Origin of the sequence: Streptomyces misionensis (genome assembly GCF_007896895.1) — a bacterium.
Lineage (GTDB): Bacteria > Actinomycetota > Actinomycetes > Streptomycetales > Streptomycetaceae > Streptomyces > Streptomyces misionensis_A.
The window spans coordinates 1-22,938 of sequence record NZ_VOGW01000193.1 but is presented as its reverse complement, the minus strand read 5'-3'; the positions used below and the strand labels follow the sequence as shown (position 1 = coordinate 22,938).

The 22,938-nt window shown below is 75.2% G+C and carries 23 protein-coding genes and 1 pseudogene; 11 read left to right on the top strand and 13 right to left on the bottom strand.

Annotation, left to right across the window (positions count from 1 at the left end; genetic code table 11):
- The first annotated feature begins 156 nt into the window (after positions 1-156).
- Complete coding sequence (locus FRZ03_RS35320) at positions 157-936, top strand: DeoR/GlpR family DNA-binding transcription regulator (RefSeq protein ID WP_146469149.1); 780 nt, start codon at positions 157-159, stop codon at positions 934-936.
- Between the two features lie 22 nt (positions 937-958).
- On the opposite strand, the gene FRZ03_RS35315 is transcribed toward FRZ03_RS35320, so the two are convergent.
- Both FRZ03_RS35315 and FRZ03_RS35310 read right to left on the bottom strand, forming a co-directional pair.
- Positions 959-1,354, bottom strand: coding sequence for a luciferase domain-containing protein (locus tag FRZ03_RS35315; RefSeq protein ID WP_186785795.1), 396 nt, complete (start codon positions 1,352-1,354; stop codon positions 959-961).
- Between the two features lie 280 nt (positions 1,355-1,634).
- Positions 1,635-2,072 (bottom strand): nuclear transport factor 2 family protein, encoded by a 438-nt coding sequence (locus FRZ03_RS35310; protein WP_146469148.1) that lies wholly within the window; start codon positions 2,070-2,072, stop codon positions 1,635-1,637.
- 61 nt (positions 2,073-2,133) lie between these two features.
- Here FRZ03_RS35310 and FRZ03_RS35305 point away from each other — a divergent pair, with 61 nt between their 5' ends.
- From FRZ03_RS35305 to FRZ03_RS35290, 4 genes are all read left to right on the top strand, one after another.
- A complete protein-coding gene (locus tag FRZ03_RS35305; protein ID WP_146469147.1) occupies positions 2,134-2,961 on the top strand; it encodes an SDR family oxidoreductase in 828 nt (275 codons plus the stop codon).
- A 100-nt stretch (positions 2,962-3,061) separates the two neighbouring features.
- The gene (locus FRZ03_RS35300) at positions 3,062-4,225 is read left to right on the top strand and encodes an MFS transporter (protein ID WP_146469146.1); all 1,164 of its coding nucleotides are present in this window, start codon (positions 3,062-3,064) and stop codon (positions 4,223-4,225) included.
- Positions 4,226-4,443: 218 nt separating this feature from the next.
- The gene (gene trpS / locus FRZ03_RS35295; protein WP_146469145.1) at positions 4,444-5,556 is read left to right on the top strand and encodes a tryptophan--tRNA ligase; all 1,113 of its coding nucleotides are present in this window, start codon (positions 4,444-4,446) and stop codon (positions 5,554-5,556) included.
- A 40-nt stretch (positions 5,557-5,596) separates the two neighbouring features.
- Positions 5,597-6,349: a maleylpyruvate isomerase family mycothiol-dependent enzyme gene (locus FRZ03_RS35290; protein ID WP_146469144.1), complete on the top strand. Its 753-nt coding sequence runs from the start codon at positions 5,597-5,599 to the stop codon at positions 6,347-6,349.
- A gap of 20 nt (positions 6,350-6,369) precedes the next feature.
- Here the strand turns inward: FRZ03_RS35290 and FRZ03_RS35285 are convergent, their stop codons facing one another.
- From FRZ03_RS35285 to FRZ03_RS35275, 3 genes are all read right to left on the bottom strand, one after another.
- Entirely contained in the window at positions 6,370-6,765 is a 396-nt protein-coding gene (locus FRZ03_RS35285; RefSeq protein WP_146469143.1) for a MarR family winged helix-turn-helix transcriptional regulator, read from the bottom strand.
- A gap of 70 nt (positions 6,766-6,835) precedes the next feature.
- Positions 6,836-7,684 carry an NAD(P)H-binding protein gene (locus FRZ03_RS35280; RefSeq protein ID WP_146469142.1) on the bottom strand — a complete coding sequence of 283 codons (849 nt, stop codon included), beginning with the start codon at positions 7,682-7,684 and terminating at the stop codon, positions 6,836-6,838.
- Complete coding sequence (locus FRZ03_RS35275; protein WP_398661941.1) at positions 7,681-8,133, bottom strand: nuclear transport factor 2 family protein; 453 nt, start codon at positions 8,131-8,133, stop codon at positions 7,681-7,683. Before FRZ03_RS35275 ends, FRZ03_RS35280 begins: the two co-directional genes overlap by 4 nt.
- A gap of 67 nt (positions 8,134-8,200) precedes the next feature.
- On the opposite strand from FRZ03_RS35275, the gene FRZ03_RS35270 reads away from it, so the two are divergent.
- On the top strand, positions 8,201-8,794 hold the full coding sequence (locus FRZ03_RS35270; protein WP_146469140.1) for a TetR/AcrR family transcriptional regulator: 594 nt from the start codon (positions 8,201-8,203) through the stop codon (positions 8,792-8,794).
- Positions 8,795-8,930: 136 nt separating this feature from the next.
- Here FRZ03_RS35270 and FRZ03_RS35265 read toward each other — a convergent pair whose 3' ends face one another.
- Complete coding sequence (locus FRZ03_RS35265) at positions 8,931-10,079, bottom strand: serine hydrolase domain-containing protein (RefSeq protein ID WP_146469139.1); 1,149 nt, start codon at positions 10,077-10,079, stop codon at positions 8,931-8,933.
- A gap of 354 nt (positions 10,080-10,433) precedes the next feature.
- Entirely contained in the window at positions 10,434-10,793 is a 360-nt protein-coding gene (locus tag FRZ03_RS35260; RefSeq protein ID WP_261399481.1) for a hypothetical protein, read from the bottom strand.
- Positions 10,794-11,122: 329 nt separating this feature from the next.
- Between FRZ03_RS35260 and FRZ03_RS35255 the strand changes: the two genes are divergently transcribed.
- Together FRZ03_RS35255 and FRZ03_RS35250 are read left to right on the top strand one after the other, a co-directional pair.
- Positions 11,123-12,097: an LLM class flavin-dependent oxidoreductase gene (locus FRZ03_RS35255; protein WP_146469137.1), complete on the top strand. Its 975-nt coding sequence runs from the start codon at positions 11,123-11,125 to the stop codon at positions 12,095-12,097.
- A 111-nt stretch (positions 12,098-12,208) separates the two neighbouring features.
- Positions 12,209-12,886, top strand: a complete 678-nt coding sequence (locus FRZ03_RS35250) for a hypothetical protein (RefSeq protein ID WP_146469136.1) — start codon at positions 12,209-12,211, stop codon at positions 12,884-12,886.
- Positions 12,887-12,977: 91 nt separating this feature from the next.
- Here FRZ03_RS35250 and FRZ03_RS35245 read toward each other — a convergent pair whose 3' ends face one another.
- Positions 12,978-13,688, bottom strand: coding sequence for a DUF4232 domain-containing protein (locus FRZ03_RS35245; protein ID WP_146469135.1), 711 nt, complete (start codon positions 13,686-13,688; stop codon positions 12,978-12,980).
- A 318-nt stretch (positions 13,689-14,006) separates the two neighbouring features.
- On the opposite strand from FRZ03_RS35245, the gene FRZ03_RS35240 reads away from it, so the two are divergent.
- Both FRZ03_RS35240 and FRZ03_RS35235 read left to right on the top strand, forming a co-directional pair.
- A complete protein-coding gene (locus tag FRZ03_RS35240; protein ID WP_146469134.1) occupies positions 14,007-16,313 on the top strand; it encodes a helix-turn-helix transcriptional regulator in 2,307 nt (768 codons plus the stop codon).
- Positions 16,314-16,382: 69 nt separating this feature from the next.
- A complete protein-coding gene (locus FRZ03_RS35235; RefSeq protein WP_186785794.1) occupies positions 16,383-17,222 on the top strand; it encodes a DUF1206 domain-containing protein in 840 nt (279 codons plus the stop codon).
- On the opposite strand, the pseudogene FRZ03_RS35230 reads toward FRZ03_RS35235, so the two are convergent.
- From FRZ03_RS35230 to FRZ03_RS35210, 5 genes and pseudogenes are all read right to left on the bottom strand, one after another.
- Positions 17,223-17,531: pseudogene (locus FRZ03_RS35230) on the bottom strand (DUF2243 domain-containing protein); the annotation flags it as partial.
- A gap of 140 nt (positions 17,532-17,671) precedes the next feature.
- A complete protein-coding gene (locus FRZ03_RS35225) occupies positions 17,672-18,673 on the bottom strand; it encodes a DUF5914 domain-containing protein (RefSeq protein ID WP_146469132.1) in 1,002 nt (333 codons plus the stop codon).
- Positions 18,670-19,710, bottom strand: a complete 1,041-nt coding sequence (locus FRZ03_RS35220) for a phytoene/squalene synthase family protein (protein WP_146469131.1) — start codon at positions 19,708-19,710, stop codon at positions 18,670-18,672. The genes FRZ03_RS35225 and FRZ03_RS35220 overlap by 4 nt, the downstream gene beginning before the upstream one ends.
- Positions 19,707-21,245: a phytoene desaturase family protein gene (gene crtI, locus FRZ03_RS35215; protein ID WP_146469130.1), complete on the bottom strand. Its 1,539-nt coding sequence runs from the start codon at positions 21,243-21,245 to the stop codon at positions 19,707-19,709. The genes FRZ03_RS35220 and crtI overlap by 4 nt, the downstream gene beginning before the upstream one ends.
- Complete coding sequence (locus FRZ03_RS35210) at positions 21,242-21,424, bottom strand: hypothetical protein (RefSeq protein WP_146469129.1); 183 nt, start codon at positions 21,422-21,424, stop codon at positions 21,242-21,244. The genes crtI and FRZ03_RS35210 overlap by 4 nt, the downstream gene beginning before the upstream one ends.
- Before the next feature lie 359 nt (positions 21,425-21,783).
- Between FRZ03_RS35210 and FRZ03_RS35205 the strand changes: the two genes are divergently transcribed.
- On the top strand, positions 21,784-22,938 hold a 1,155-nt coding region (locus FRZ03_RS35205; protein WP_261399480.1), incomplete at its 3' end, for a lycopene cyclase family protein.

The following is a 22,938-nucleotide window of genomic DNA, read 5'->3' as shown; positions in this document are numbered from 1 at the left end:
GGGGGTGCCCCCGCGCGAGCGAAGCCGAGCGTGGGGGAGTCGGCGACCGACGACAACGCGGCAGGTGCGCGTACCGGGCCCCGCGAGCCCGGCCTGGTCCGAACGAGATGCCCTAGGGTCACGGCTCGGGGAACGACCGGAGAACGGAGGCCGCGGATGTCCCGGGACGCCCGCTGGAAGGCGCTGCTGGAGCTGCTCGTGGAGCGCGGCCGGCTGGACGTCGAGGAGGCGGCGGCGCGGCTGGCGGTGTCGGCGGCGACGATCCGCCGGGACTTCGACCAGCTGGCCGAGCAGCAGATGCTGGTCCGCACCCGGGGCGGCGCGGTGGTGCACGGGGTGTCGTACGAGCTGCCGCTGCGCTACAAGACGGCCCGCCGCGCCTCCGAGAAGCAGCGCATCGCCCGGGCGGTGGCCGAACTGGTCGCACCGGGCGAGGCGGTGGGGCTGACCGGGGGCACGACCACCACGGAGGTGGCCCGCGCCCTGGCCGTGCGCGGCGATCTGGCCTCCGGCTCCCCGGCGCTGACCGTGGTCACCAACGCGCTCAACATCGCCAACGAGCTGGCCGTGCGCCCCCAGTTCAAGATCGTGGTCACCGGAGGGGTGGCCCGGCCGCAGTCGTACGAGCTGATCGGGCCGCTGGCCGACGGGGTGCTCGGGCAGATCAGGCTGGACGTGGCGGTGCTCGGGGTCGTCGCCTTCGACGTGACGCATGGCGCGGCGGCGCACGACGAGGCCGAGGCGGCGATCAACCGGCTGCTGTGCGAGCGCGCCGAACGCGTGGTGGTCGCCGCGGACTCCAGCAAGCTGGGCCAGCGGGCGTTCGCCCGGATCTGCCCCGCGCACCTGGTGGACACGCTGGTGACGGACGCGGCGGCGGACCCGGAGACGGTCCGCCGCTTCGAGGAGGCCGGGCTCCGGGTCGTCACCGTCTGACACCGGACGGCCCCCGCCGCCCTCAGAACGCCCCGAGGTCCGCCTTCACGAACCCGGCGCCCCGCTGGTCGTTGCACCCGACCGGCGGCCGTTCGGCCTGGTCGGACGGCGTCTGCTGCGCCTGGAGCGCCACGCTGACCAGCGTCAGCAGCAGATCCACGTCGCTCGCGGCGTCGAGGCGCAGGGTCACCCACTGCGAGCCGGGCACGATCCTGATCGCACCCGTGTGCCTGAGGTCCTTCGCGAACCGCCGGATCGCCCGGTCGGTCAGCCGCAGATCGACATCGCGCTCGGAGTGGAAGTGGACGATCTCACCCTTGGCGGAGCTCACCGCCTGTCCCTGACCGCAGCTCGGCACGGCCTGTCTCAGGTCCGGCCAGGTCGCCAGTTGCGCGAACGCGCGCGAGGCCAACGTCATGGGCCCATCATGACGCGCTCACCCCGTTGCAACCAGCGCGTGAACAAGCATTAACCGACCTGTATCCGCGCCGGATTCATCCGCCCATACACACGTACGAGCGCAAACCGGCCAGCCCGTCCGGAAGTTGACCATCGCGCACCGAACTCCCCACCGCCCGGGCCGGATCGGCGGCCCTCCCGCCTTCTCCGCGCCGGCCGGCACCGGAGACCGGCGGCAATCCGTCCTCGCGTTCGGCCTCCCCGAGCGCGAACCGCTCCGGTCACGGACCCGCACCGGGTTACTGCCCGCGCACGTGCCCGCTCACGTCCCCCGCCAGATGAATGCGCACCCGCCGCTCCGCGAACCGCCAGTGCCCGTCCCGGCGTTCGAAGCGGTCGGCGTACCGTCCGGCGGCGATGGGCCGCAACGGCAGGCCGGGCAGGGCCTGGAAGACGGTGACGTAGGAGCGCGCGGCGGCGGTGCCCGCCTCGGCGTCCACCTCCACGGCGACATTCGTCGTGGCGTGGTGCGTACGCGGCGTGCCGTCCTCGTACAGAATCACCGTGTCCCGCAGCATCCTCTCGACACCCTCGCTCCCCTCCACCGGCCCGCCGCTCCCGACGAACACGGCGTCCGCGAACAACGCCCCGACCCCCGCGAAGTCACCGGCGTCGACCAACTCCGCGTACCGGGCGATCAGGTTCGTGACGGCGGAGGTGTCCGCGGCTGCGCTCATGAGACGTGAGGGTACGACCCCGGCCCCCGCACACCGCACACCGCACACCGAGGAGCGAGTCATGACCATCCTGATCGTCGGCGGCAGCGGCTTCCTCGGCGCCGAGTTGGTCCGGCAGGCCGCCTCGGCCGGGCACTCGGTGGCCGCCACCTACGCGACCGGGCCCGGCGACGCCTCCGGTGCGGCCTGGCACCCCCTCGACCTGCGCGACACCGCACGCGTGGACTCCCTCGTGGCCGCGCTCCGCCCCCGTCTGGTCGTCAACGCCTCCAGTGGCGGCGCGGACTGGTCGGTCACGGCGCAGGGCCCCATCCGGCTGGCGCTGGCGGCGGCGCGGCACGGAAGCCGCCTGGTGCACGTGTCCAGCGACGCGGTGTTCTCCGGCGCCCGCCCCCAGTACGACGAGTCGTGCCTCCCCGACCCCGTCACCCCGTACGGCGCGGCGAAGGCGGCGGCGGAGACCGGCGTCCTCCTCACGCATCGCCAGGCCCTCGTCGCCCGCACCTCGCTGATCATCGGCGGCGGGCGTTCCGCACCCGAGCGACTGGTCCACGCACTCGCCACCGGGGCCCGCGACGGCGCCTTGTTCACCGATGACATCCGCTGCCCGGTGCACGTCACCGATCTGGCCGCCGCCCTGCTGGAACTGGCCTCGCGGCGCACGGCCGGCATCCGTCATCTCGCCGGGCCCGACGCCCTGAGCCGGTACGAACTCGGCCTGCTCATCGCGGAGCGCGACGGCCTCGACCCCGCCCGGCTGCCCACGGGGCTGCGGGCCGCGAGCGCGTTGCCCGGCGCCCTCGCCGTACGCCTCGACGGCCGGGCGACCCGACGGCATCTGCGCACCAGGCTGCGCGGCGCCCGCGAGTTCTGCCTCGCGCCGCGGTGACCGCCGCCCGATCCCGCCCCACCGTCCCCTTGCCCCGTTTCCCGCCCGACCCTACGCTGACTTTGTGCCGCTAATAAACAAAACCCGAACGCACAGCGTCGTGCCGGGCCGGGAACTCGTCGGGCTGCGGATCGCGATCACCGCGTTCTTCGCCCTGGACGGGTTCATCTTCTCGGGCTGGGTGGTGCGCATCCCCGACATCAAGCACCAGACCCACGCCTCCGCCGGAGCCCTCGGGCTCGCCCTGCTCGGGGTGTCCGCGGGGGCCGTGCTCACCATGACCATGACGGGCCGCCTGTGCCGGCGCTACGGCAGCCATCCGGTGACCGTGGTCTGCATGGTCGTCCTGGCACTCAGCGTCGCCCTGCCCCCGCTGACCCGTTCCGCGGTCGCGCTCGGTGCCGTCCTGCTGCTTTTCGGCGCGGCCTACGGAGGCGTGAACGTCGCGTTCAACAGCGCGGCCGTCGATCTGGTCGCCGCCGTGCGCAGGCCCATCATGCCCAGTTTCCATGCCGCGTTCAGCCTCGGCGGGATGGTCGGCGCGGGGCTCGGCGGACTCGTCGCCGGGTACCTCTCCCCCACCCGGCACCTGCTCGGGATCACCGTGGTCGGACTGCTCGTCACGGCCGTCGCCGGGCGCGCCCTGCTGCGGTACGAACCCCCGGTGGCGGACCGCGCGAGGCCGCCGCAGACCGAGGGGAACCGGACGCCGCGCGGCGGCCGGCGGGGACTCGTCGTCGTCTTCGGGCTGGTCGCCCTGTGCACCGCGTACGGCGAGGGCGCCATGGCCGACTGGGGCGCCCTGCATCTCAAGCAGGACCTGACGGCGTCCGCGGGGACCGCGGCGGCCGGGTACGCCTGCTTCGCGCTGGCCATGACCGTCGGACGGCTCACGGGGTCGGCGCTGCTGGCCCGCCTCGGCCGGGCCCGTACGGTGATCGCCGGGGGCTCCGTCGCGACGGCCGGCATGCTGCTCGGCTCGCTCGCGCCGTCGGTCTGGGCGGCGCTGGCCGGCTTCGCCGTCACCGGGCTGGGGCTCGCCAATCTCTTCCCGGTCGCCGTGGAGCGGGCCGGCGCCCTGGCCGGGCCCTCCGGGGTCGCCGTCGCCTCCACCCTGGGGTACGGCGGCATGCTGCTGGGGCCGCCCACGATCGGCTTCATGGCCGACTGGTTCTCCCTGCCCACCGCGCTGACCAGCGTGGCCGCGCTGGCCGCCGTGGCCGCCGCGATCGGGGTCGGGACGCGCCGCGTGCTGAACGGCTGAGCCCCCGGGGAGGACCGCCCTGGCCGGGCGCCACCGCCCCCGGTACACTGCCCGCATGCATCTTTCTTCGTGTCCGTGCTGGTGGCGCTCCTCTTAGGAGCGGCCGCCACACAGGCATGAACCGGGGCCGTTCGTCATGGACGGCCCTTTTCCGTGTCCCTGGAAGCCAGGGGTCCGGCCGTCCCGACGGCCCTGCCGACCCACCACCAGGAGACCGCATGAACACCCACCCGCAGACCGCACCGGCCGCGCGCCCCGAGGCCGACGGGACCCCCGACGCGCTCGGGACGTCCGCAGCGCGGGCCCGCAGCGCGGAGCTGGAGCAGCTGATCGCCGAGGACCCGGGCCGGTTCCGGGTGCTGACCGGCGACCGGCCCACCGGCAGACTGCACCTCGGCCACTACTTCGGCACCCTGCACAACCGGGTGCGGTTGCAGAACCTCGGCGTGGAACTGTTCGTGATCATCGCCGACTACCAGGTGCTGACCGACCGGGACGTCGCGGACGACCTCAAGGGACACGTCGAGGAACTGATCCTCGACCACCTGGCCATCGGCGTGGACCCGGAGCGCAGCACGATCTTCACGCACAGCGCCGTCCCCGCGCTCAACCAGCTGATGCTGCCCTTCCTCAGCCTCGTCTCCGTCGCCGAGCTCAACCGCAACCCCACCGTCAAGGACGAGATCGCGCACTCCCGCCAGTCTGCCGTCAGCGGGCTGATGTTCACCTATCCCGTGCACCAGGCCGCCGACATCCTCTTCTGCAAGGCCAACCTGGTCCCCGTGGGCCAGGACCAGCTCCCCCACCTGGAGATCACCCGTACCATCGCCCGCCGCTTCAACGACCGCTACGGCCAGGGCGGTCCGGTCCTCCCCCGGCCCGAGGCCCTGCTGTCGAACGCCCCGCTGCTGCTCGGCACGGACGGCACCAAGATGAGCAAGAGCCGGGGCAACGCCATCACCCTGGCCGCCGGCGCCGACGAGACCGCGCGGCTGCTCAAGGGCGCCAAGACCGACTCCGAGCGGCACATCACCTACGACCCGGCGGGCCGCCCCGAGGTCGCCTCGCTGCTGCTGCTCGCGGCGCTGTGCCAGGACCGGACGCCCGAGGAGGTGGCCGACGACATCGGTGCCGCGGGCGCGGCGGCGCTGAAGAAGACCGTGACGGAGGCGGTCAACGAGTACCTGGCGCCGATCCGCGCGCGCCGGGCCGAGTACGCCCGGGACCGTGGGCAGCTCCGCCGGATCCTGCGCGAGGGCAACGAGCGGGCCAACGCCGTGGCCGACGCCACCCTCGCCGAGGTGCGGGCCGCGATGAACGGAGACTACTGAGACCATGGCCCGGCGGGGATCATTCCTGCACACTCACCCCATGGAGACTGCCGACTTCCTCGACACGCTCGACCGCGAGGGCCGGTCGCTCGCCGCGGCCGCCGCACGGGCCGGTACCGACGCCAAAGTGCCGACCTGCCCCGACTGGCAGGTACGTGATCTGCTGCGGCACACCGGCGCCGTCCACCGGTGGGCCGCCGCCTTCGTCGCCGAGGGGCACGGCGCGCCCCGTCCCATGACCGACGCCCCGGACCTCGACGGGCCCGCGCTGGTGGCCTGGTACGCGGACAGCCACCGGCGGCTGGTGGACACCCTGGCCGCCGCCCCCGCCGACCTGGAGTGCTGGACCTTCCTGCCGTTGCCGGACCTCTCGCCCCTGGCGTTCTGGACGCGACGGCAGGCGCACGAGACGACCGTCCACCGGTACGACGCCGAGGCGGCCGGAGGCGCAACGCCCTCCCCGGTCGCCGGGGACTTCGCGGTGGACGGCATCGACGAGTTGCTGCTCGGCTTCCACGCCCGGTCCCGCAGCCGGGTGCGGACGCCGGAGCCGAAGGTGCTGCGGGTCCGGGCGACGGACGCGGCGGACGGGGCGCGGGACGCGGTGTGGACCGTACGGCTCACCGCGCACGCGGCACCGGCGGCGACCCGGGGGACGGCCGGCGAAGCCGACGCCGAACTCTCCGGCCCCGCCGAGCAGTTGTACCTCGCGCTGTGGAACCGCGTCCCGGTGCCGCGGGTCACCGGGGACCACGCGCTCGCCGCCCGGTGGCGGGAGACCTCCGGCATCTGACGCCCTTACCCGACGACTCGTCAGTCGAGGTCGGTCAGCATCCTGGCCAGCACCGCGCGCTGCACCGGCCGTATCTCCGCGTGCAGCGCGCGGCCCTTCGCGGTGAGGGCCACCCGCACGCCCCGCCGGTCCTCCGCGCACATGGCCCGCTCGACCAACCCCTCCTTCTCCAGGCGGCCGATGAGCCGGGACAGCGCGCTCTGGGTGAGGTGGACGCGCTCGGAGATCTTCTGGATGCGGTGGGCCCGGCGGGCCGCTCCCCCGCTCTGGGCCAGCAGGTCGAGGACCTCGAAGTCGCTGGCGCACAGGCCGTGGGCCTGTAGCGTCCGGTCCAGTTCGCACTGGGTCCTGGCATGCAGGGCGCGAATGCCCCGCCACCGTTCCACGAGTGCCTGCTCGTCCGTCTTCGACGCCATCAACGCACCGTAGCAGCACCATGGTTGGGTAAAAACCGGCGGCACCGGCCCGCGTGGGGCCACCGGCGCTTCAGCCGGTTCTCCGCGCCTCCCTCTCCAGGAGGGCCCGGAAGGAGCCGGGGGGCCGGCCTGTGACACGCTCGACGGTGTCGGTGACCCGGTCCTCCGCGCCCTCGGCGATGGCACGGTCCAGGCCGGCCAGGAGGGCGGCGAACTCCATCGGCAGGTGCTCCGCGAGCCGGTCGCGCATCTGCTCGAAGGAGAGCCGGTGGTGGACCACGGGCCGGCCGGTGACCTCGGTGACGATCGCGGCGATGTCGTCGTGACCGAGGGCCTCGGGTCCGGTGAGGACGAGATCGGTGCCGGGGGCCCGCTCGTCGGTCAGGGCGCGGACGGCGACGGCCGCGATGTCCTCGGCGTCGACGAAGCCGACCCGGCCGCTCCCGGTGGCGGTGCGGATGACGCCCTCCTCGCGGATGCTCACGGCGTGCGGGTGCGTGCCGGTGAAGTTCTGCATGAACCACGAGGGCCGCAACACCGCCCACTGCTCGAACAGTTCGGGCAGGACCTGGTGCACCTTCCCCACCGCCGGTCCGCCCTCGGGCACCGCCGAGGAGCTGAGCAGCACCGCCCGGCACACCCCGGCGGCGCGGGCGCGCCGCAGGAACGGCAGCATGACCGCGGCGGGATCGGGGTCGCCCACGGGCGGTATCAGGTAGGCGCGGTCGGCTCCGTCGAGGGCGGCGGCGTGGGTGGCGGGGTCGTACCAGTCGAAGACGACCGGTTCGGCTCCGGCGACCGCGGTGGCCCGGCGCCCGGCCGCCCTGACCCGGTGGCCGGCCGCCGTCAGCCGCACGACGGTACGGCTGCCGGTGGTGCCGGTGGCGCCGATGACCAGGATGGTGCCGGCGGCGGTCATCGCTCGCCCCTGGTGAAGTCGGCGCCGGGATCGAGGACGGCGAGCGGGTTCCAGTAGTCGCGGTAACCGGCGATGCGCCCGTCCCGGACGGTCACGACGGCGATGTACGTCATGTCGTAGGGAGCGCCGGTCTCCACCAGGCGGCCGACGCCGCGCATCTCGACCACGATGGTCTCCGGGTCGGTGGTCTCGTGGATCCGCAGGTCGGGGAAGTCCCGCAGATCGATGTGGTCGGGGTAGTGGCGCATGTAGGCGGCGACGGCCTCCTTGCCCGCCAGGCGCCGGGGCCACCCCTCGGGGGCGAAGGGGAACTCCATGAGGCCGTCCTCGGCCCACAGGTCGACCCACGCGGGAATGTCCTTGTCGAGCAGCAGTCGCAGGCTGTGGCGGTACAGCTCCGCCGGGGAAGCCGGGGAAGTCGGTGCGGACACGGGTATCCTCCAGTCCATAGAATCCGGACCCTGGGTCCGCTTTGACGATACGGACCGCGGGTCCGCTTTGCAAACGGAGGAGAGCATGCCCGAGCCGAGGTCCCGCAAGGACGCCGCCCGCAACCGGGAGGCCGTACTCGCGGCCGCCGACGCGCTGTTCGCCCGGCGGGAGAGTCCCGAGGACGTCACCATGGCCGAGGTCGCGGCGGCGGCCGGGGTCGGCAAGGGCACGCTCTTCCGGGCCTTCGGTGACCGCGCCGGGCTGCTCCGCGCGCTGTACGAGGCGCGGCTCGAACCGGTCAGGGAGGCCGTCGAGGCCGGCCCGCCGCCCCTGGGACCCGCGACCCCGCCCAGGGAGCGCGTGCCCGCGCTGCTCGACGCCGTCCTGTGCTTCAAGCTCGACAACCGGCGTCTCGCGCTGGCACTGGAGGAAGGCGGCGGCGACAGCCCGTACCGGGCGGAGCACTACGAACGGTGGCACCGCATGCTCCGGGCGGTGCTGGAGCGGATCCCCGGGCTGGCCGACAGCGACTTCACCGCGCACGCCCTGCTCGCCGCCACCCGCGCCGACCTCGTCGAACACCTGGCGGGCGAGGAGCGCGTGCCCCGGGAGCGGATGCGGGCCCAACTGGCGGAGTTCACGGCCAGAGTCCTGGCCTGCGGCCCGGCGGAGCGGTAGCGGCCTCCCGGTGGCCGCCGTCTTCCCCGTCACCGTGGCGGCGACCGCCGCCCCCCGTCCCCCCCGTCGTCATGGTCCGATTTCGCCACCCGGTCGGCTGGCCCACCCGTGAGGCCACGGGCGTGAGACGCGTGTGTCAGGCGTCCGCCGCGTACCGCCAGAACTCCCTGATCACCGGCGCCGGCACGGGACCCATCGCTGCCACCTGCGTCAGCAGGATGGTGACCGCACCCGTGGCCGGGATGATGTGCGCCGCTGTGCCCGTGCCGCCGACCCAGCCGTAACGGCCGGGCACGTTCCACGGGTTGGTCCGGTCGATGTCGACCGAGCCGCCGAAGCCCCAGCCCTGGCCCTCCAGGAACAACTGACCGATGTCGCGCTGCGCCGGATTCGTATGGTCGGTGGTCATCATGCGCACGGAGTCGGCCGACAGCACCCGGCGGCCGTCGGCCGCCACCCCGTCGGCCAGCAACATCCGGCAGAAGGCCAGCCAGTCGTCGGCCGTCGAGACCAGCCCGCCATTGCCGAGCGGTAGCGCGGGCAGGGTGCTCCACTCGCCGTCCGGGCCGTCGGCGAGCTCCAGGCTGCCGTCGTCGCCCGGCCTGTAGAAGCTGGTGAACCGGCCCCGCTTGGCGGCCGGCACCTCGAAACCGGTGTCCACCATGCCCAGCGGCCCGAAGACCCGCTCCGTCAGGAACTTTGGCAGCGACTGTCCGGTGACCCGGGAAATCAGCACCCCCTGCAGGACGGAGCAGGTGTCGTACAGCCAGGCAGCGCCCGGTTGGTACAGCAGCGGGATGCGGCCGAGCGCCGCCAGCCACTCGTCGGCCGGCGGGAAGCTGCTCGGCACCCGGCCGTCCTTTTGCACCGTGAACAACTCCTGCACCGCCGGCAGTGTGAAGTCGGAGGGGAATCCGTACCCGGCCTGGGAGGCCAGCACGTCGAACACGGTGATGGGCCGGTCGGCCGGCACCACGTCGTCCACCGGGCTCGCCGGCGTGCGTACGACCACCGGCTTCCCCAGCTCCGGCAGCCACGTCCCGATCGGGTCGTCCGGTGCGACCCTGCCCTCCTCCACGAGGATCAGCAGTGCGGCGGCGGTGACGGACTTGGTGATCGAGGCGACCCGGAAGATGGAGTCCCTCGCCATCGGGGCGCCGTCGCCGGCGTCCTGCGCGCCGACGGCCACCACCTCGACCTGGTCACCCCGGGCCACGAGGCCGACCGCTCCCGGCAGCGTACCGGCACCGACGTGGGCTTCGAGCAAGTCGTGCAGGGTCGTCATGAGGCCGCCTTTCAGAAGATTGCCGCCGAAAGACAGACTCCCGCACGGGCCGGGAATCATCGGCGTCGACAGGTCTGGTGGCCGAAGCCTCGTCACGGAACGTCTCAAGAAGACCAGATCATGATCGCGTCACGAGCTCGAAGGAAGACGACGCGGTGGTCCGGGTGAGCCCCTAGGAGTGTCTTCATCAAGATGGCCGCACTGCACGGAACAGGAATGCCCTCCTCGTCTTCTGCTCCCACTCCTCTCGAAAAGCCCCGACGGGCCTCCCGTCGGGGCTTTCACGTGGCGGCAGGGCTGCGGACTCGGCCGCGCGGGTCGATCTGGGGTTGGGCGGCGGTTGAAGCGGGCGCGTCAGACGGGCGGGCAGCCGAACCAGTCGACCGTGCCGGTGTCGGCGCCGGAGGTGTGGCCGAGGCACCTGATGGTCCTGCCGCGCACGGTCGTGGACCGGTCGACTCCATCCTCCACGGATTCACCCTTGTAGTGGTGCTCGACGAGGGTGTCGATCTCCACGGTGTACCACCGGTGGTCCTGGGACGGGATGCTGCAGCCCCGGGCGGTCACGGTGCGGCTGGGCCCGCTGTCCCACACGTCCTGCTCGGCACGGGCGCAATGCGCGCCCGCGGCCGCGACGGCGGGGGAAGCAGCGGTCGCGAGCGGGGCCAGCGCGCCTATGGCGATCGCCGCGGTGGCGCCGAGAAGATGTTTCACGGTCGGGTTCATCCTTGGGTCCTCCTGCCGGGCAGCCGTCATCGACCGCCGCCGTGGTGTCGTCGTCCTGTGATCGTCACACCGCAGCGGCGTGTCGGCTTGCCGGCCAGGGGCTGGTTGCTCCTACCCGGTGACCTTGGTCCTGCCAATGCAGCAGACCGAGGAGGCGCACCGCCCGGCACCGGGACCGGGGACCGGTTGACGGCCTTCCGACCGGTGGGCAGGGCCCCTGGCCGGCAAGGGCTTCGCCGGCCCGGCGCGGCCACGGTCGGACACACTGATCACGCAGGACCGCTGAAGACGTCGCACTCATTCATTAACCTCCTGACATGCAGTCACCGACCGTTTCCGTACAGGCCCAACCACGAGACGCCGCTTCCTGGACCGCGCTGGCCCGGCGCGCGGAGGCCGGGGGGTACGACGCGCTCCTCGCGGCCGACCACCCGGGCACCGCCGCCTCCCCCTTCGTCGCGCTGGCCGCCGCGGCGGCGGTCACCGAGCGCCTGGGCCTGGGCTCCTACGTCTCCCACGCGGGCGTCCGCGAGCCGCTGCTGCTGGCGTCGGACGTCGCGACCCTGGACCTCGTCTCCGGCGGACGCGCGCGCCTGGCCCTGGGCGCGGGCCACACCCCGGCCGAGTGGGAGATGCTGGGCGGACAGCGGCCCGACGTGGCGGGGCGCGTCCGGCGTTTCCAGGTCGTGGCCGAGGCCTGCCGCGCGCTCCTCGCGGGCGAGACGGTCACCCTCGACGGCCCCGAGGCACACGCCCGCCAGGCCCGGCTCACCAGGCCGCGCCCGGTCCGGGGCGACGTGCCGTTCACCTTCGGGGGCGGCAACACCGCGCTGTTGCGCTGGGCGGGGGCGCACGCGGACGTCGTGGGCCTGAGCGGGCTGGGCCGCACCCTGCCCGACGGCCACACGCACGAGGCGCGCTGGAACGCCGAGGACATCGACCGCCAGATCGAGCTGATCGAACAGGGCGCCGCCGGCCGGTCCACCGCCCCGGCGCGCGAGGCGCTGGTGCAGATGGTGGAGGTCACCGACGACGCGGAGGCCGCGGCGCACCGCATCGCCGGGCAACTGAACTGCTCCCCGGCCGACGTGCTCGCCTCGCCCTACGCATGGGTCGGCACGGCGCGGGAGATCACGGCCGCGCTGGACGAGCACCGGCGCCGCTGGGGGATCACCCGCTACGTCGTGCGCGAGGCGCACCTGGACGCGGTGGACCGCGTGCGCGCCCGGTTCCCGGACGACGGCGGCGCGGCTGTTACCGAACGCGGACAGAAAGCGATGAACAACGCGTAGGCGTATGCCATCTGACGGGGTGTAGGGACAGAGCAGAGGCGGCCGGCCGGCCCGCGCGAGCGGATGCCGGCCGAGGCGCCGCCTCCTGACACCCCGTGGGGGACTTCGATCATGACCATGCGCCGTACCTTCCGCTCCGCCGGCCTGGTGGCCGTCGCCGCCGCCGCTGCCCTCTCGCTGGCCGCCTGCCAGAGCGGGGGCAAGGACGCCGCGTCCGGCCCGGAGCGGCAGGTCTCCGCCGCCGGCTCCACCGGCCACGGCGCCGCACCGGGCGGCTCCGCGACCATCGCCGCGGACAAGGCCCCGGCCGGCGTACGGACCGGGACGAACGTCGCGCACCGCGGCGGCACACCGGTCGCCGGGGCCACGTCGGCGTCCACGGTGCGCACCCAGAAGCTGCCCGACGGCAGCACGGCCGAGATCCGCCGGCTCGGCGAGCAGCACTACGTCGCCAGGATCGTCCACGACGGTTCGGTGCTGGCCACGCTGGAGACGAACGGCGCGGACGCCGGGCTCGACGCCAACGACATGTTCATCGTGCTCACGCTGGGCGGCCAGGTCCACGCCTGGATGGGCGGCGGCCACCAGGGGCCGGGCACCTTCAAGTTGGCGGGCGGCTGGACGGCCAAGGTCACCAAGAGGGGCGAACTCCGTTACCGCGCGCAGATCCTCGGCAACGACGGCTCGGTGGACGCCACGCTGGAGACGAACCAGCACGACGTCGGGCTCGACGCCAACGGCGTGTACATCGTGCTCAGCGCGGGCGGTGTGATCAGCGCCCACGAGTGAGCGCGCGCCCGCCCGGTCAGCCGCGGTCGCACCGGAGTTCCCCCGGACCCCGATGCCGGTGCGACCGCGGCTACCCGCTTCCCGGCCGGTCTCAGAAGTCGTCGGCGCCGTTGCGGAGTTCGCTGGTCCAGTAGCCGGTGAGGGCCTTCGCCGCGTCGACGGCGATGCCCTCGCTGCCGGGCGCGCCGACGGCGATGACCGTCGGGTCGCCCTCCAGCGTCACGGAGAACGCCGACACGGGCTCGACGTTCTCCTCGCGCCCGCCGTCCGACAGCTTGACCAGGGCGTAGGCCGGGTCTCCCGCGGCGAGCACGACGGGCACGGCCGGCTTGCTCCTGGCGACCGCCGGGGCGTCCTGCTTGTGGCTCTCCAGGAACTGGACGTGCGGGAAGCCCGCCAGCCGACAGGGGTGGCCGGAGGTGTTCTTCGCGGTGAGGACGATGTGGGTGTAGGGCGCCCCGCCCTGGAGGGCGGCGGTGACCTTGACGTCCCGCGCGCCGCAGAGCGGGGTGGCGGCGGAGGCCTGCCGGCCGGTCGAGCCGCTCGTGGCCGAGGAACCGGCGGAGCCCTTCGAGCCGTTCGAGCCCGACGAGCCCGCGGAGTTTTTCGATCCGGTCGAGCCCGCCGTACCCGCCGGGCCGGGCGTGCCGGTGGCCGTGCCGTCCGACGCCTGCGCGGTCGCCGACGAGGAGGCCGCGGGCGCCGAGGCGGTGTCCCCGTCGCCCTGGCAGGCGGCAAGGGGCAGGACGAGGGCCGTGCCCAGGGCGGCGAGCAGGACGGAGCGGTGACGGGACATGTTCATGGAGGGTTCCCCCGTGAGTGGTGGGTGGCCGTGGCCCGGTGCCGCCGGCCGGTGTCGTTGCGGTGGTGCTGCGCGGTTCCCGGTGGCCCGGTGGCGGGTGGTCTGTACCGCCGCCGGGCCCGCACGTGGTCCGTCCGGACCCGTCCGCCGGGGCCTCATCGCCTCGGCCTCGCGGTGTCCGGTCGTCCCGCGCCGCGCCTTCAGTCGATCACTCCGGCCCCGCGCCGCCCAGGCGGTTCGCCCGGCAGAGGTACCGTCCGCCATACTTCTGCCGGGGGCTCGCGTCCGCACGGGCCGGATGATCGGGGAACGTCGACGGTGCACGGCGGCACGCCTGTTGAGGGAGACTTCGGGCAGCGGCTGCGCCATCTGCGGGCCCGCGCCGGACTGAGCCAGGAGGCGCTCTCGCACGCCGCCGGGGTGAGCGTCAGGGCCCTGGCCGACATGGAACGCGGGCGCACCAAGGGACCACAGCGGCGCACGGTCCGCATCCTGGCCGAGACACTGGGACTGGCCGACGACGAGGCGGCGGAGCTGGAGCGGGCCGCCGCGCTGGGCCGCCCGCGCCCCCGGTCGGCCGGCGGCCCGGCCGCCCCCTCCGCCCTGGCCCTGCCGCGCGACATCGAGGACTTCACCGCCCGCGGCCCGGCCCTCGCCCGGCTGCTCGACCTGGCGCGGGACATCGATCCGGGCCGGCCGCCGGTCACCGTGGTCACCGGACAGCCCGGCCTGGGCAAGACCGCGTTCGCGGTGCACGCCGCGCATCTGCTCGCCCCGCGCTTCCCGGACGGGCGGTTCGCGCTGGACCTGCACGGCATGGACGCCGAGCCGGTCACCCCCCGGGACGCGCTCGCCCGGCTGTTGCGCGCGGCGGGGGTCGCCGACGCCGCGATACCGGCCGGCACCGACGACCGCGCCGGTCTGTGGCGGTCCGTGGCCGGCGACCGGCGGCTGCTCCTGCTGCTGGACAACGCCGTGGACGAGGCCCAGGTCGCGCCGCTGCTGCCGGGCACCGGTCCGTCGCTGACGATCGTCACCAGCCGGCACTCCCTGGCCGGTCTGGCAGCCGTCCACCGCACCGATCTGGCCCTGCTGCGGCGCGAGGAGGCGGTCGAACTCCTCACCCGGATCGTCGGCCCGGAGCGGGTCCGGGCGGAGGCACAGGCCGCGCGCGATCTCGCCGATCTGTGCGGCCAGCTGCCGCTGGCCGTCCGGATCGCCGGGCAGCGGCTCCTGAGCCGCCCGCACGAACGCCTGGGCAAGCTCGTCGACCGCCTCGCCGCCGAGGGCAGGCGACTGGACGGCCTCCAGGCCGGGAGCCTGCGGGTGCGGGCCGCCTTCGCGCTGTCGTACCGTCAACTGCGGCCGCGGGAGCGGACGTTCCTGCGCCGGGCCGCGCTGGCCGCGGGGGCGGATTTCAGCCCCGAGACCGGCGCGCTCCTGGCCGGCCTGCCGCTCGGTGAGGCGGTCGGCCGCGCAGAGGAGCTGACCGACGCCGGGCTGCTGCAGAGCGACGCCACCGCCGAGCGGTACCGCTTCCACGACCTGCTCAGGCTCTACGCGGCCGAGCAGGTCGCGGCCGAGGACGGCCCCGAGGTCCGCGACGCCGCGCTCGACCGGACGGCGCGCTGGATGCTGCGCCGGGCCACCGCCGCCGCGCTGTACTTCGACATCGAGCACGACCCGGCCGCACCGCACGACGACCCGGACCCGGACACCGCGCCCACCGGCCGGGACGAGGCGCGGGCCTGGCTGGAGGCGGAGCGGGCCCAGTGGCTCGCCGCGCTGCGCCGGGCCAACGCCACCGGCCTCCACCGGCAGGTGCTGGACACGGCGGAGGCGATGCACTGGTTCTCCGACCTCAACCAGCACTGGGAGCAGTGGGTGGAGGTGTTCCGGCTCTCCGCCGACTCCGCCCGGGCGCTGGGCAGCCGGCGGGAGGAGGCGGCCCACCTCAACTACCTCGCCTGGGCCTACAACCTGTGCGTCGCCGATCCCCGCGCCGCGCTGCGCAGCGCCGACGCCGCGCTCGCGGCGGCCCGTGACTGCGGGGACCGGCTTCAGGAGGGCTGGGCGCTCGGTTACGGCGCGGGCTCGTTCCACCGGCTCGGCCGGGCGCAGGAGGCCCTGACGCGGCTGGGCGAGGCGGCCCGCTGCCTGGCCTCCCAGGACTCCCCGCAGTCCCGGCTGGCCGAGCTGACGATGCTCAACTCCCTCGGCACGCTGCTGCGCGAGGCGGGCCGGGCGGCGGAGGCCCTGGAGATCCACCGCCGCAGCGAGCGGATCTGCGACGCGGGCATCCCGGGCCGGACGGACGGGGTGATCGCCCTGTACCACGCGGTCGCCCGGCAGCAGATCGGCAACGACCTGGCGGCCCTGGAACGCCGGCAGGAGGCCGAGCCGTCGCTGCGTCAGGCTCTCGCGGCCTTCGAGGCGGCGCAGATGCCGGCGTGGTCCGAACCGGCCCGGCTCGATCTGGGCCGGGTGCTGGGCGAGATGGGGCACCCGGAGGCCCGGCAGACGCTGCTCGCCGCCCGCGACGCCCTCATCGCGCTGAAGCACCCGCGTCAGGCCGAGGCCGGCGCCGCGCTCGCCGCGCTCGACGAGGCCGCCACCGCCGGCTGAGCGCCGCCCGGCGTCTCGGGCGAGGACGCGCCGAGGTGTCGAATGGGGTCCCCGGGGCATCGGCGGAGTATGGATGCACAGTCATGGGCTTTGCGCGGGCGGGGCCGGGTGCGCGGCGCCGCGGACGGTACGGCGATGGCCGTGGCGGCTCGGTCCGGCTTCGTCGCCCGCGGGCTCATCTACGTTCTCGTCGGCGTCCTCGCGCTGCGGATCGCGCTGGCCGGCGACCACCGGCAGGCCGACCGGGGCGGGGCGCTGGAGGAGCTGGCCGGCCGGCCCTTCGGGGCGGCGCTGCTCTGGGTCGTCGGCGCGGCGCTCGCCGGCATGGGGCTGTGGCGGCTGTCGGAGGCGGTGTTCGGCGGGCCCGGCCCCCAGGGCGACAAGCCGTCCAAGCGTCTCGCGGCGGCGGCCCGGTGTGTCTTCTACGGCTTCCTGTCCTTCTCCGTGCTGTCCTACGCGGTCGGCCACCGGGGCAGCGGCAGCGGGTCCTCCGACCGGAGCACCCGGGACGTCACCGCGATGGCCCTGGCCCGGCCGGGCGGCCAGTGGCTCGTGGGCCTCGCGGGGGCCGCCGTGGTGGTCGCCGGTCTGTGGCTGTCGGTCCGGGCGGTGCGCAAGAAGTTCCGCAAGGAGCTGCGGACCGACGCCATGTCGCGCGGGGCCGAGCGGTTCACGGACTTCTTCGGCGTGGTCGGCGGCGCGGCGCGCGGTGTCGTCTTCGCGGTGGCGGGGGTGTTCGCCGTCGTCGCCGCCGCCCGGCACCGGCCCGGCGAGGCCAAGGGCATGGACGACACGCTGCGCGCCTTCCGCGACCTCCCGGCCGGCCCCTGGCTGCTCTCCCTCATCGCACTGGGCCTCGCCGCGTTCGGCGTCTTCTCCTGGTGCGTTGCACGCTGGCGCCGACTGTGACCGCCGGTCGTGGGTGACCCGGGAGTACAGGACCGCCAGGCCCACAAGGACGGCGATCCAGCACACCGCGTGGAAGACGCCGTCCCACACGGTGTTCATCTCCAGCCCCGAGACCGTGTGGGGGTCGTAGTACTTCACCCCGATGTGGTCGTGGCCGGTGCCGGTCAGCATGTGGTGCCACTGGAGGATCTGGTGCAGCAGGATGCCGTCGACGAAACCGCCGAGGCCGACCCCCAGCACGATCCCCGGCAGCTTCAGGCTGACCGGCGTCGCCGTGGGGGCGTGGGCCGTCGCGGCCGTGGGGGCCATCGCGTGGTCTCCGTCCTGTCGGTGCCGGTGCGGTGCCGGTGCGGTGTGTCGTGGTGCACGGAGCCGGTTTCCGTGCCGGCCCGTCCCGATCGGCGGACCGCCGGTGCCCGGCGGTGCCGCCCGGCCGGGCACCGGCCGGCTCAGCCCGGGAAGCGTCCCGTGGACCGCAGGCTCCAGCGCCGCTCGGCGTACGCGAGGTCGTCGCGCCACAGCCGGCCCGCGGCACGGCGGACCAGCGGGGACACGAGCGCGGCGGCCCGGCGGGCCACGGCGAACCCGCGCCGTCCGGAGGTGGCCACGACCGCCTCCACCACCGCGGTGCGTGGCCTGCCCAGGGCGTCGGTGCCCAGCGGCGTCGCATGGGTCTCGACGACGGAGCCCTCGCCCTCGCCGTCGGTGATCCGCATGACGACGGTGCGCGGGCCGGGCGCCGTGAACTCCGCGCGGACGGGCACGACCAGCCGTCCGGCGAGCCGGAAGGACACGTCGACCGTGAACGCGTCGTCCGCGCCGGGCACGCCCACCACGCTGAGGTCCACGAAGGAGTACGGGTGGAACCAGGCCCCGTGCCAGGGGTCGAGGCGGTTGGCGACCACGTCCTCCGGCTCGCAGCGGCCGGCCCCGGTGTACACGGCGGTCAGCGCGCGGTCCGCGCCGGGACGCTCCGGCACCGACGGGCTCCCGGTGGGTGCCTCGCCACCGGCGTCGTCCAGCCGCACCCACAGCAGCACGCCGTCGTCGTGCGCCGGCCAGGGCTCCCAGCCGCCGAACGGCCGCCCGTCGAGAGCGAGTCCGTGCCAGTGGCACACCAGGGTGCCGCAGCGCACCGGGCTGTCCCGCAGCGGCGCGCCCAGATGGGGGCAGACCCCGGGCCCGGCGACGAGCCGGCCCGTCGCGTCACGCCACAGCACCACCTCCCGGCCGGCGACGCCGCGGGCCAGCGGCCGGTCCGGGCGCAGCTCACGGGTGGCGCCGACGACGTACCAGTTGCCGGTGGGCCGGGCCTGGGCCCGTTTCAGCGCGTCGGCGATCAGCGCGGGCCGGGCCTCGCGCCAGGTCGGACGCTGCCGCTCCCAGGCGACGGGCGCCCGGCGCAGCCGCACCGGCAGTCGTCCGCGCCGGGGCCGGGAGGAAGGCGTCACCGGACCTCCTCGGGACGGGGGAACGGGGGGAGGTGCCCGGCCGCACGGACCGCCGCGCGCCGGCCGGCGAGCCGGGCGGCGGTCACCCGCAACAGGCCGTCGGCGGCGACCAGCGCCCGGCGCCCGCGGGGCACGGCGGCACGGCGGTGCAGCACCGCCCAGCCGTCGGCGGCGACGGCGTCCAGGATGCCGCCGTAGAGCACGAACGCGGTGCGGATGCAGGGGCGGGCGACGGGGTCCAGCATCGGCAGGCCGGGCGCGGCGCGCCGGTACGCGGCGCGGGTGAGGGCGGCGAACTCCCGTACCGCCGCGGTGACCCGGGGGTCGGTACGGCCGCTGTCCCGGCAGTGCCGCAGCAGGTCGCGGTCGACCCGGTGCGCGGCGAGCAGGTCCTGGGGCAGGTAGATCCGCCCGCGGTCGAGGTCCTCCCCCACGTCCCGCAGGAAGTTGGTGAGCTGGAAGGCGACCCCCAGTTCGGCGGCGTAGGGCGCGGCCTCGGCGCGGGGCACCACGGTGCCGAGGACGGGCAGCATCTGGAGCCCGATCACGGCCGCCGAGCCGTGCATGTAGGCGCGCAGTTCGCCGTAGTGCGCGTACTCGGTGACCGTCAGATCGCTGCGCATGGCGGTGAGGAAGTCGGCGAAATGGCGGTGGTCGATGGCATAGCGGCGGCTGGTGTCCGCGAGGGCGACGATCACCGGGGCGGCGCCCGCCCCGCCGGCCAGTCCCCGGGCGAGGTCGCCGGCCAGCCGGTCCAGGGCGGCGGCCCGGCGTGCCGCGCCGGTGCCGTGGTGGCCGCCTGGTGTGCCGCCGGGGTCGGGTACGTCGCCGGTGGCCTCGGGTACGTCGACGATGTCGTCGGCCCAGCGGGCGAACCCGTACAGGGCGTGCACGGCGGGGCGCCGGGCGGGCGGCAGGAGCCGGGTGGCGAGGAAGTAGGTGCGGCCGTGCCGGGCGTTCAGCCGTCGGCAGTGGCGGTAGGCGGCCCGCAGCCGGGGGTCGGTGATGCCGGCGGCGTTCAGTTCACGTGCCGTCATCGCCGCGCTCCCTGGGCCGCCGGTGTGCCGCCCCTGCGCGCGGCGCGCGGGCGGGGCCGGCCGGTGATGCGGGCGGCGGCCAGCTTCCCCGACAGCAGTACGGGCGGCACGCCCACGCCGGGGGTGGTGCCGCAGCCCGCGAGGACGGCGTTGGCGGTGCCGCGCACCAGGTTGCGGGGCCGGAACGGGCCGGTCTGGGCGAAGGTGTGCGCGGCGGAGAAGGGGGTGCCCGCCGCGTGTTCCCGCACGCTCCAGTCCGCGGGGGTGACGAGGCGTTCGGTCTCGATGGCGGACGCGATGCCCGCGAGGCCCCGGCGGTCCAGTTCGCGCAGCAGGCCGTCGCGGTAGCGCGGGGCGAGCGCGGCCCAGTCGGCGGGGCCGGGGCCGATCTCGGTGTTCGGGCAGGGGGCGAGGACGTAGTGCAGATGGCGGCCCGGCGGGGCCAGGGACGGGTCGGTCGTGGTGGGCCGGGTGATCAGCAGGGAGGGGTCGCTCATCAGCTCGCCGGTACGGGTCAGCTCACGGAAGGTGCGCCGCCAGGCGTGCCCGAAGGAGAGGGTGTGGTGGGCCAGTTCGGGCCAGGTGCGGTCGCAGCCGGCGTGCAGCACGACGGCCGACGGGGCGTGGGTGAGCCGTGCCGGGCGGCGTGGGGCGCGGCCCAGCAGACGGTAGGCGACCGGCAGGTCGGGGGTGAGGACGACGGCGTCGCAGGGGATGCGCGCATGCTCGGTGACGACGGCGGTGATCCGCTCGCCGCCGCGTTCGAGGCCGGTCACCCGCTCGCCGTAGCGGAACGCCGCCCCGGCCTCGGCCGCGGCGCCGGCCATGGCGCGGGGCAGCGCGTGCATGCCGCCGCGGGGGAAGTACACCCCGGCCACGGTGTCCATGAAGGCGATGACCGCGTAGGCGGCCAGGGCCCGCTCGGGCGGCACACCGGCGTACAGGGCCTGGAAGGAGAAGACGCGGCGCAGCCGTTCGTCGCTCAGGTGGCGGGCGATGCGCGCCTCCCAGCGGCCGAAGCCGCCGAGCGCGGCGAGCCGCAGCAGGTCGGGGGTGAGCAACTGGAGCGGCGAGTCGAAGTCGGCGTCCAGGAAGCGGTCCCGCTCGGTCCGGTACAGCCTGCCCAGCCAGTGCCGCAGCCGGCGGTAGCCGGCGGCGTCGGCGCCCCCGGCGAAGCGTTCGATCTCGGCCTCCATCGCCTCGGCGTCGCTGTGCACGTCGAGGGTGCTGCCATCGGCGAAGCGCGCCCGGTAGGCGGGCCGCAGCGGCACCAGGTCGACGCGGTCGCGCAGCGCGGCGCCGACCGCGGCGAAGGCCTCGTCGGCGATCTCCGGCATGGTCAGCACGGTCGGCCCGGTGTCGATCAGATAGCCGCCGAGCTCCAGGCGGCCGGCCCGGCCGCCGGGCCGGGGGTCGCGTTCGACCACGGTGACCCGGCGGCCCGCGCCGAGCAGGTGCAGGGCGGCGGACAGGCCGGCCAGTCCGGCGCCGACGACCACGACGTGGTCGGTGGGTCCCGTCACCGTCCTGGTCACCGGTCCGCCTCCGGTCGTCCGCAGGTCCGGGCCGGGCCCGTGCCGCCGTGCGCGCCGGGCACGGGGGCGGGCGGCGTGCCGGTCGTCCCGGCCGGCGGGCCGCCCGGGTCCCGGCCGCCCGCCCGCGGCCGGGGCGGCCGGTCCGCCGGGGGCCGGCCGGGCGCCTGGGTGCGTCGCATCGCGGTTCCTCTCGCCGGCGGCACGCCGGGCTCGGCGCGCCGTGCTCTCGTTCGTGGCGCTCGCGTTGGTCGTTGCGCCGTGTTCGTCGTACGTCGTGATCGCGTGCGCCGTGCGCCGTGCGCCGTGCGCTGTGATCGCGTTCGTCGCCTTCGTCGCGCGCCGTCTTCGTCGTGCGCCGTCTTCGTCGCGCGCCGTGTTTTTCCTTCTCCGCCACACATTCCGCGCGGCGGCCCCCGTGGGATGCGCCGTTTGGTGGATGTGCGGACCCGGTGGGTGCCCATCGGGCGCCCGGCTGCGCCGGGTGGGCCCCGCGGGCGGGAAGACTGGCCGGAGCAACGGGCCCGTGGAGGGAGCCGCCGTGGACGTGGAGTCGGACGTCGCCGTCGTGGGCGCGGGGGCCGCCGGGCTGTCGCTCGCGATGCGGCTGGCCCGGCCGCCCGCCGGGGCGCGCCCGGTGACGGCGGTGCTGCTGGCGGCGCCGCCCGGCCCGTTCCGGGCGGCGGGCCGCACCTGGTGCTACTGGGAGGCGGGTGCCGGGCCGTACGACGAGGCGCTGACCGCCTGCTGGCAGCGGCTGCGGGTGCGCTCCGGCGACGGGCGCACGGTCGACCGTGCCATCGCGCCCCTGCGGTACAAGATGCTGCCCTCCGCGGCGTTCGAGGAACTGGCCGGGCGCAGGCTCGCGGAGAGTCCGTGGGTGCGGACCGTGGAGGCGGTGGTCGAGCGGGTCGAGTCCGCGGCGGGCGGCGCGCTGGTGCACGGCCGGCGGCCGGACGGCGGCCGGGTGACCGCGCGGGCCCGCTGGGTGTTCGACTCCCGGCCGCCGCCGCGGCTGCCGCCGGCCCGCACCACGCTGGTGCAGCACTTCCGGGGCTGGTTCGTGCGCACCTCCCGGCCCGTGTTCGACGACACCGCCGTCGAGCTGATGGACTTCCGCACCCCGCAGCCGCCGCACGGGCTGTCGTTCGGCTACGTCCTGCCGACCGGCCCGCACGAGGCGCTGGTCGAGTACACGGAGTTCTCCCGCCGCCCGCTCGGCCCGGAGGCCTACGACCGGGCGCTGCGGCGGTACGTCACCGGGACCCTGGGCATCGGCGCGCACGAGGTGACGGGGTGCGAGCAGGGGGCGATCCCGATGACGGACGCGGACTTCCCCCGGCAGAGCGCCGCGCGGGTGTTCCGGATCGGGGCCGCGGCCGGGGCCACGCGGGCCGCGACGGGCTACGCCTTCAGCGCCGTGCAGCGCCAGACCGGTGCGGTGGCCGCCGCCCTGCACGCCGGGCGGCGCCCCCTGCCCCCGCGCCCGCACTCGGCCCGCACCCGGTGCATGGACGCGGTCCTGCTGCACGCCCTCGACCACGGCCGGATCGACGGCCCGGCCTTCTTCACCCGGCTGTTCACGCGGGTGCCCGCCGCCCGGCTGCTGCGCTTCCTGGACGGCCGCACCAGCTGGCCGGAGGACCTGTCCATCGGCCTGCACGTGCCCGCCGCCGCGATGCTGCGCTCGGCCCTC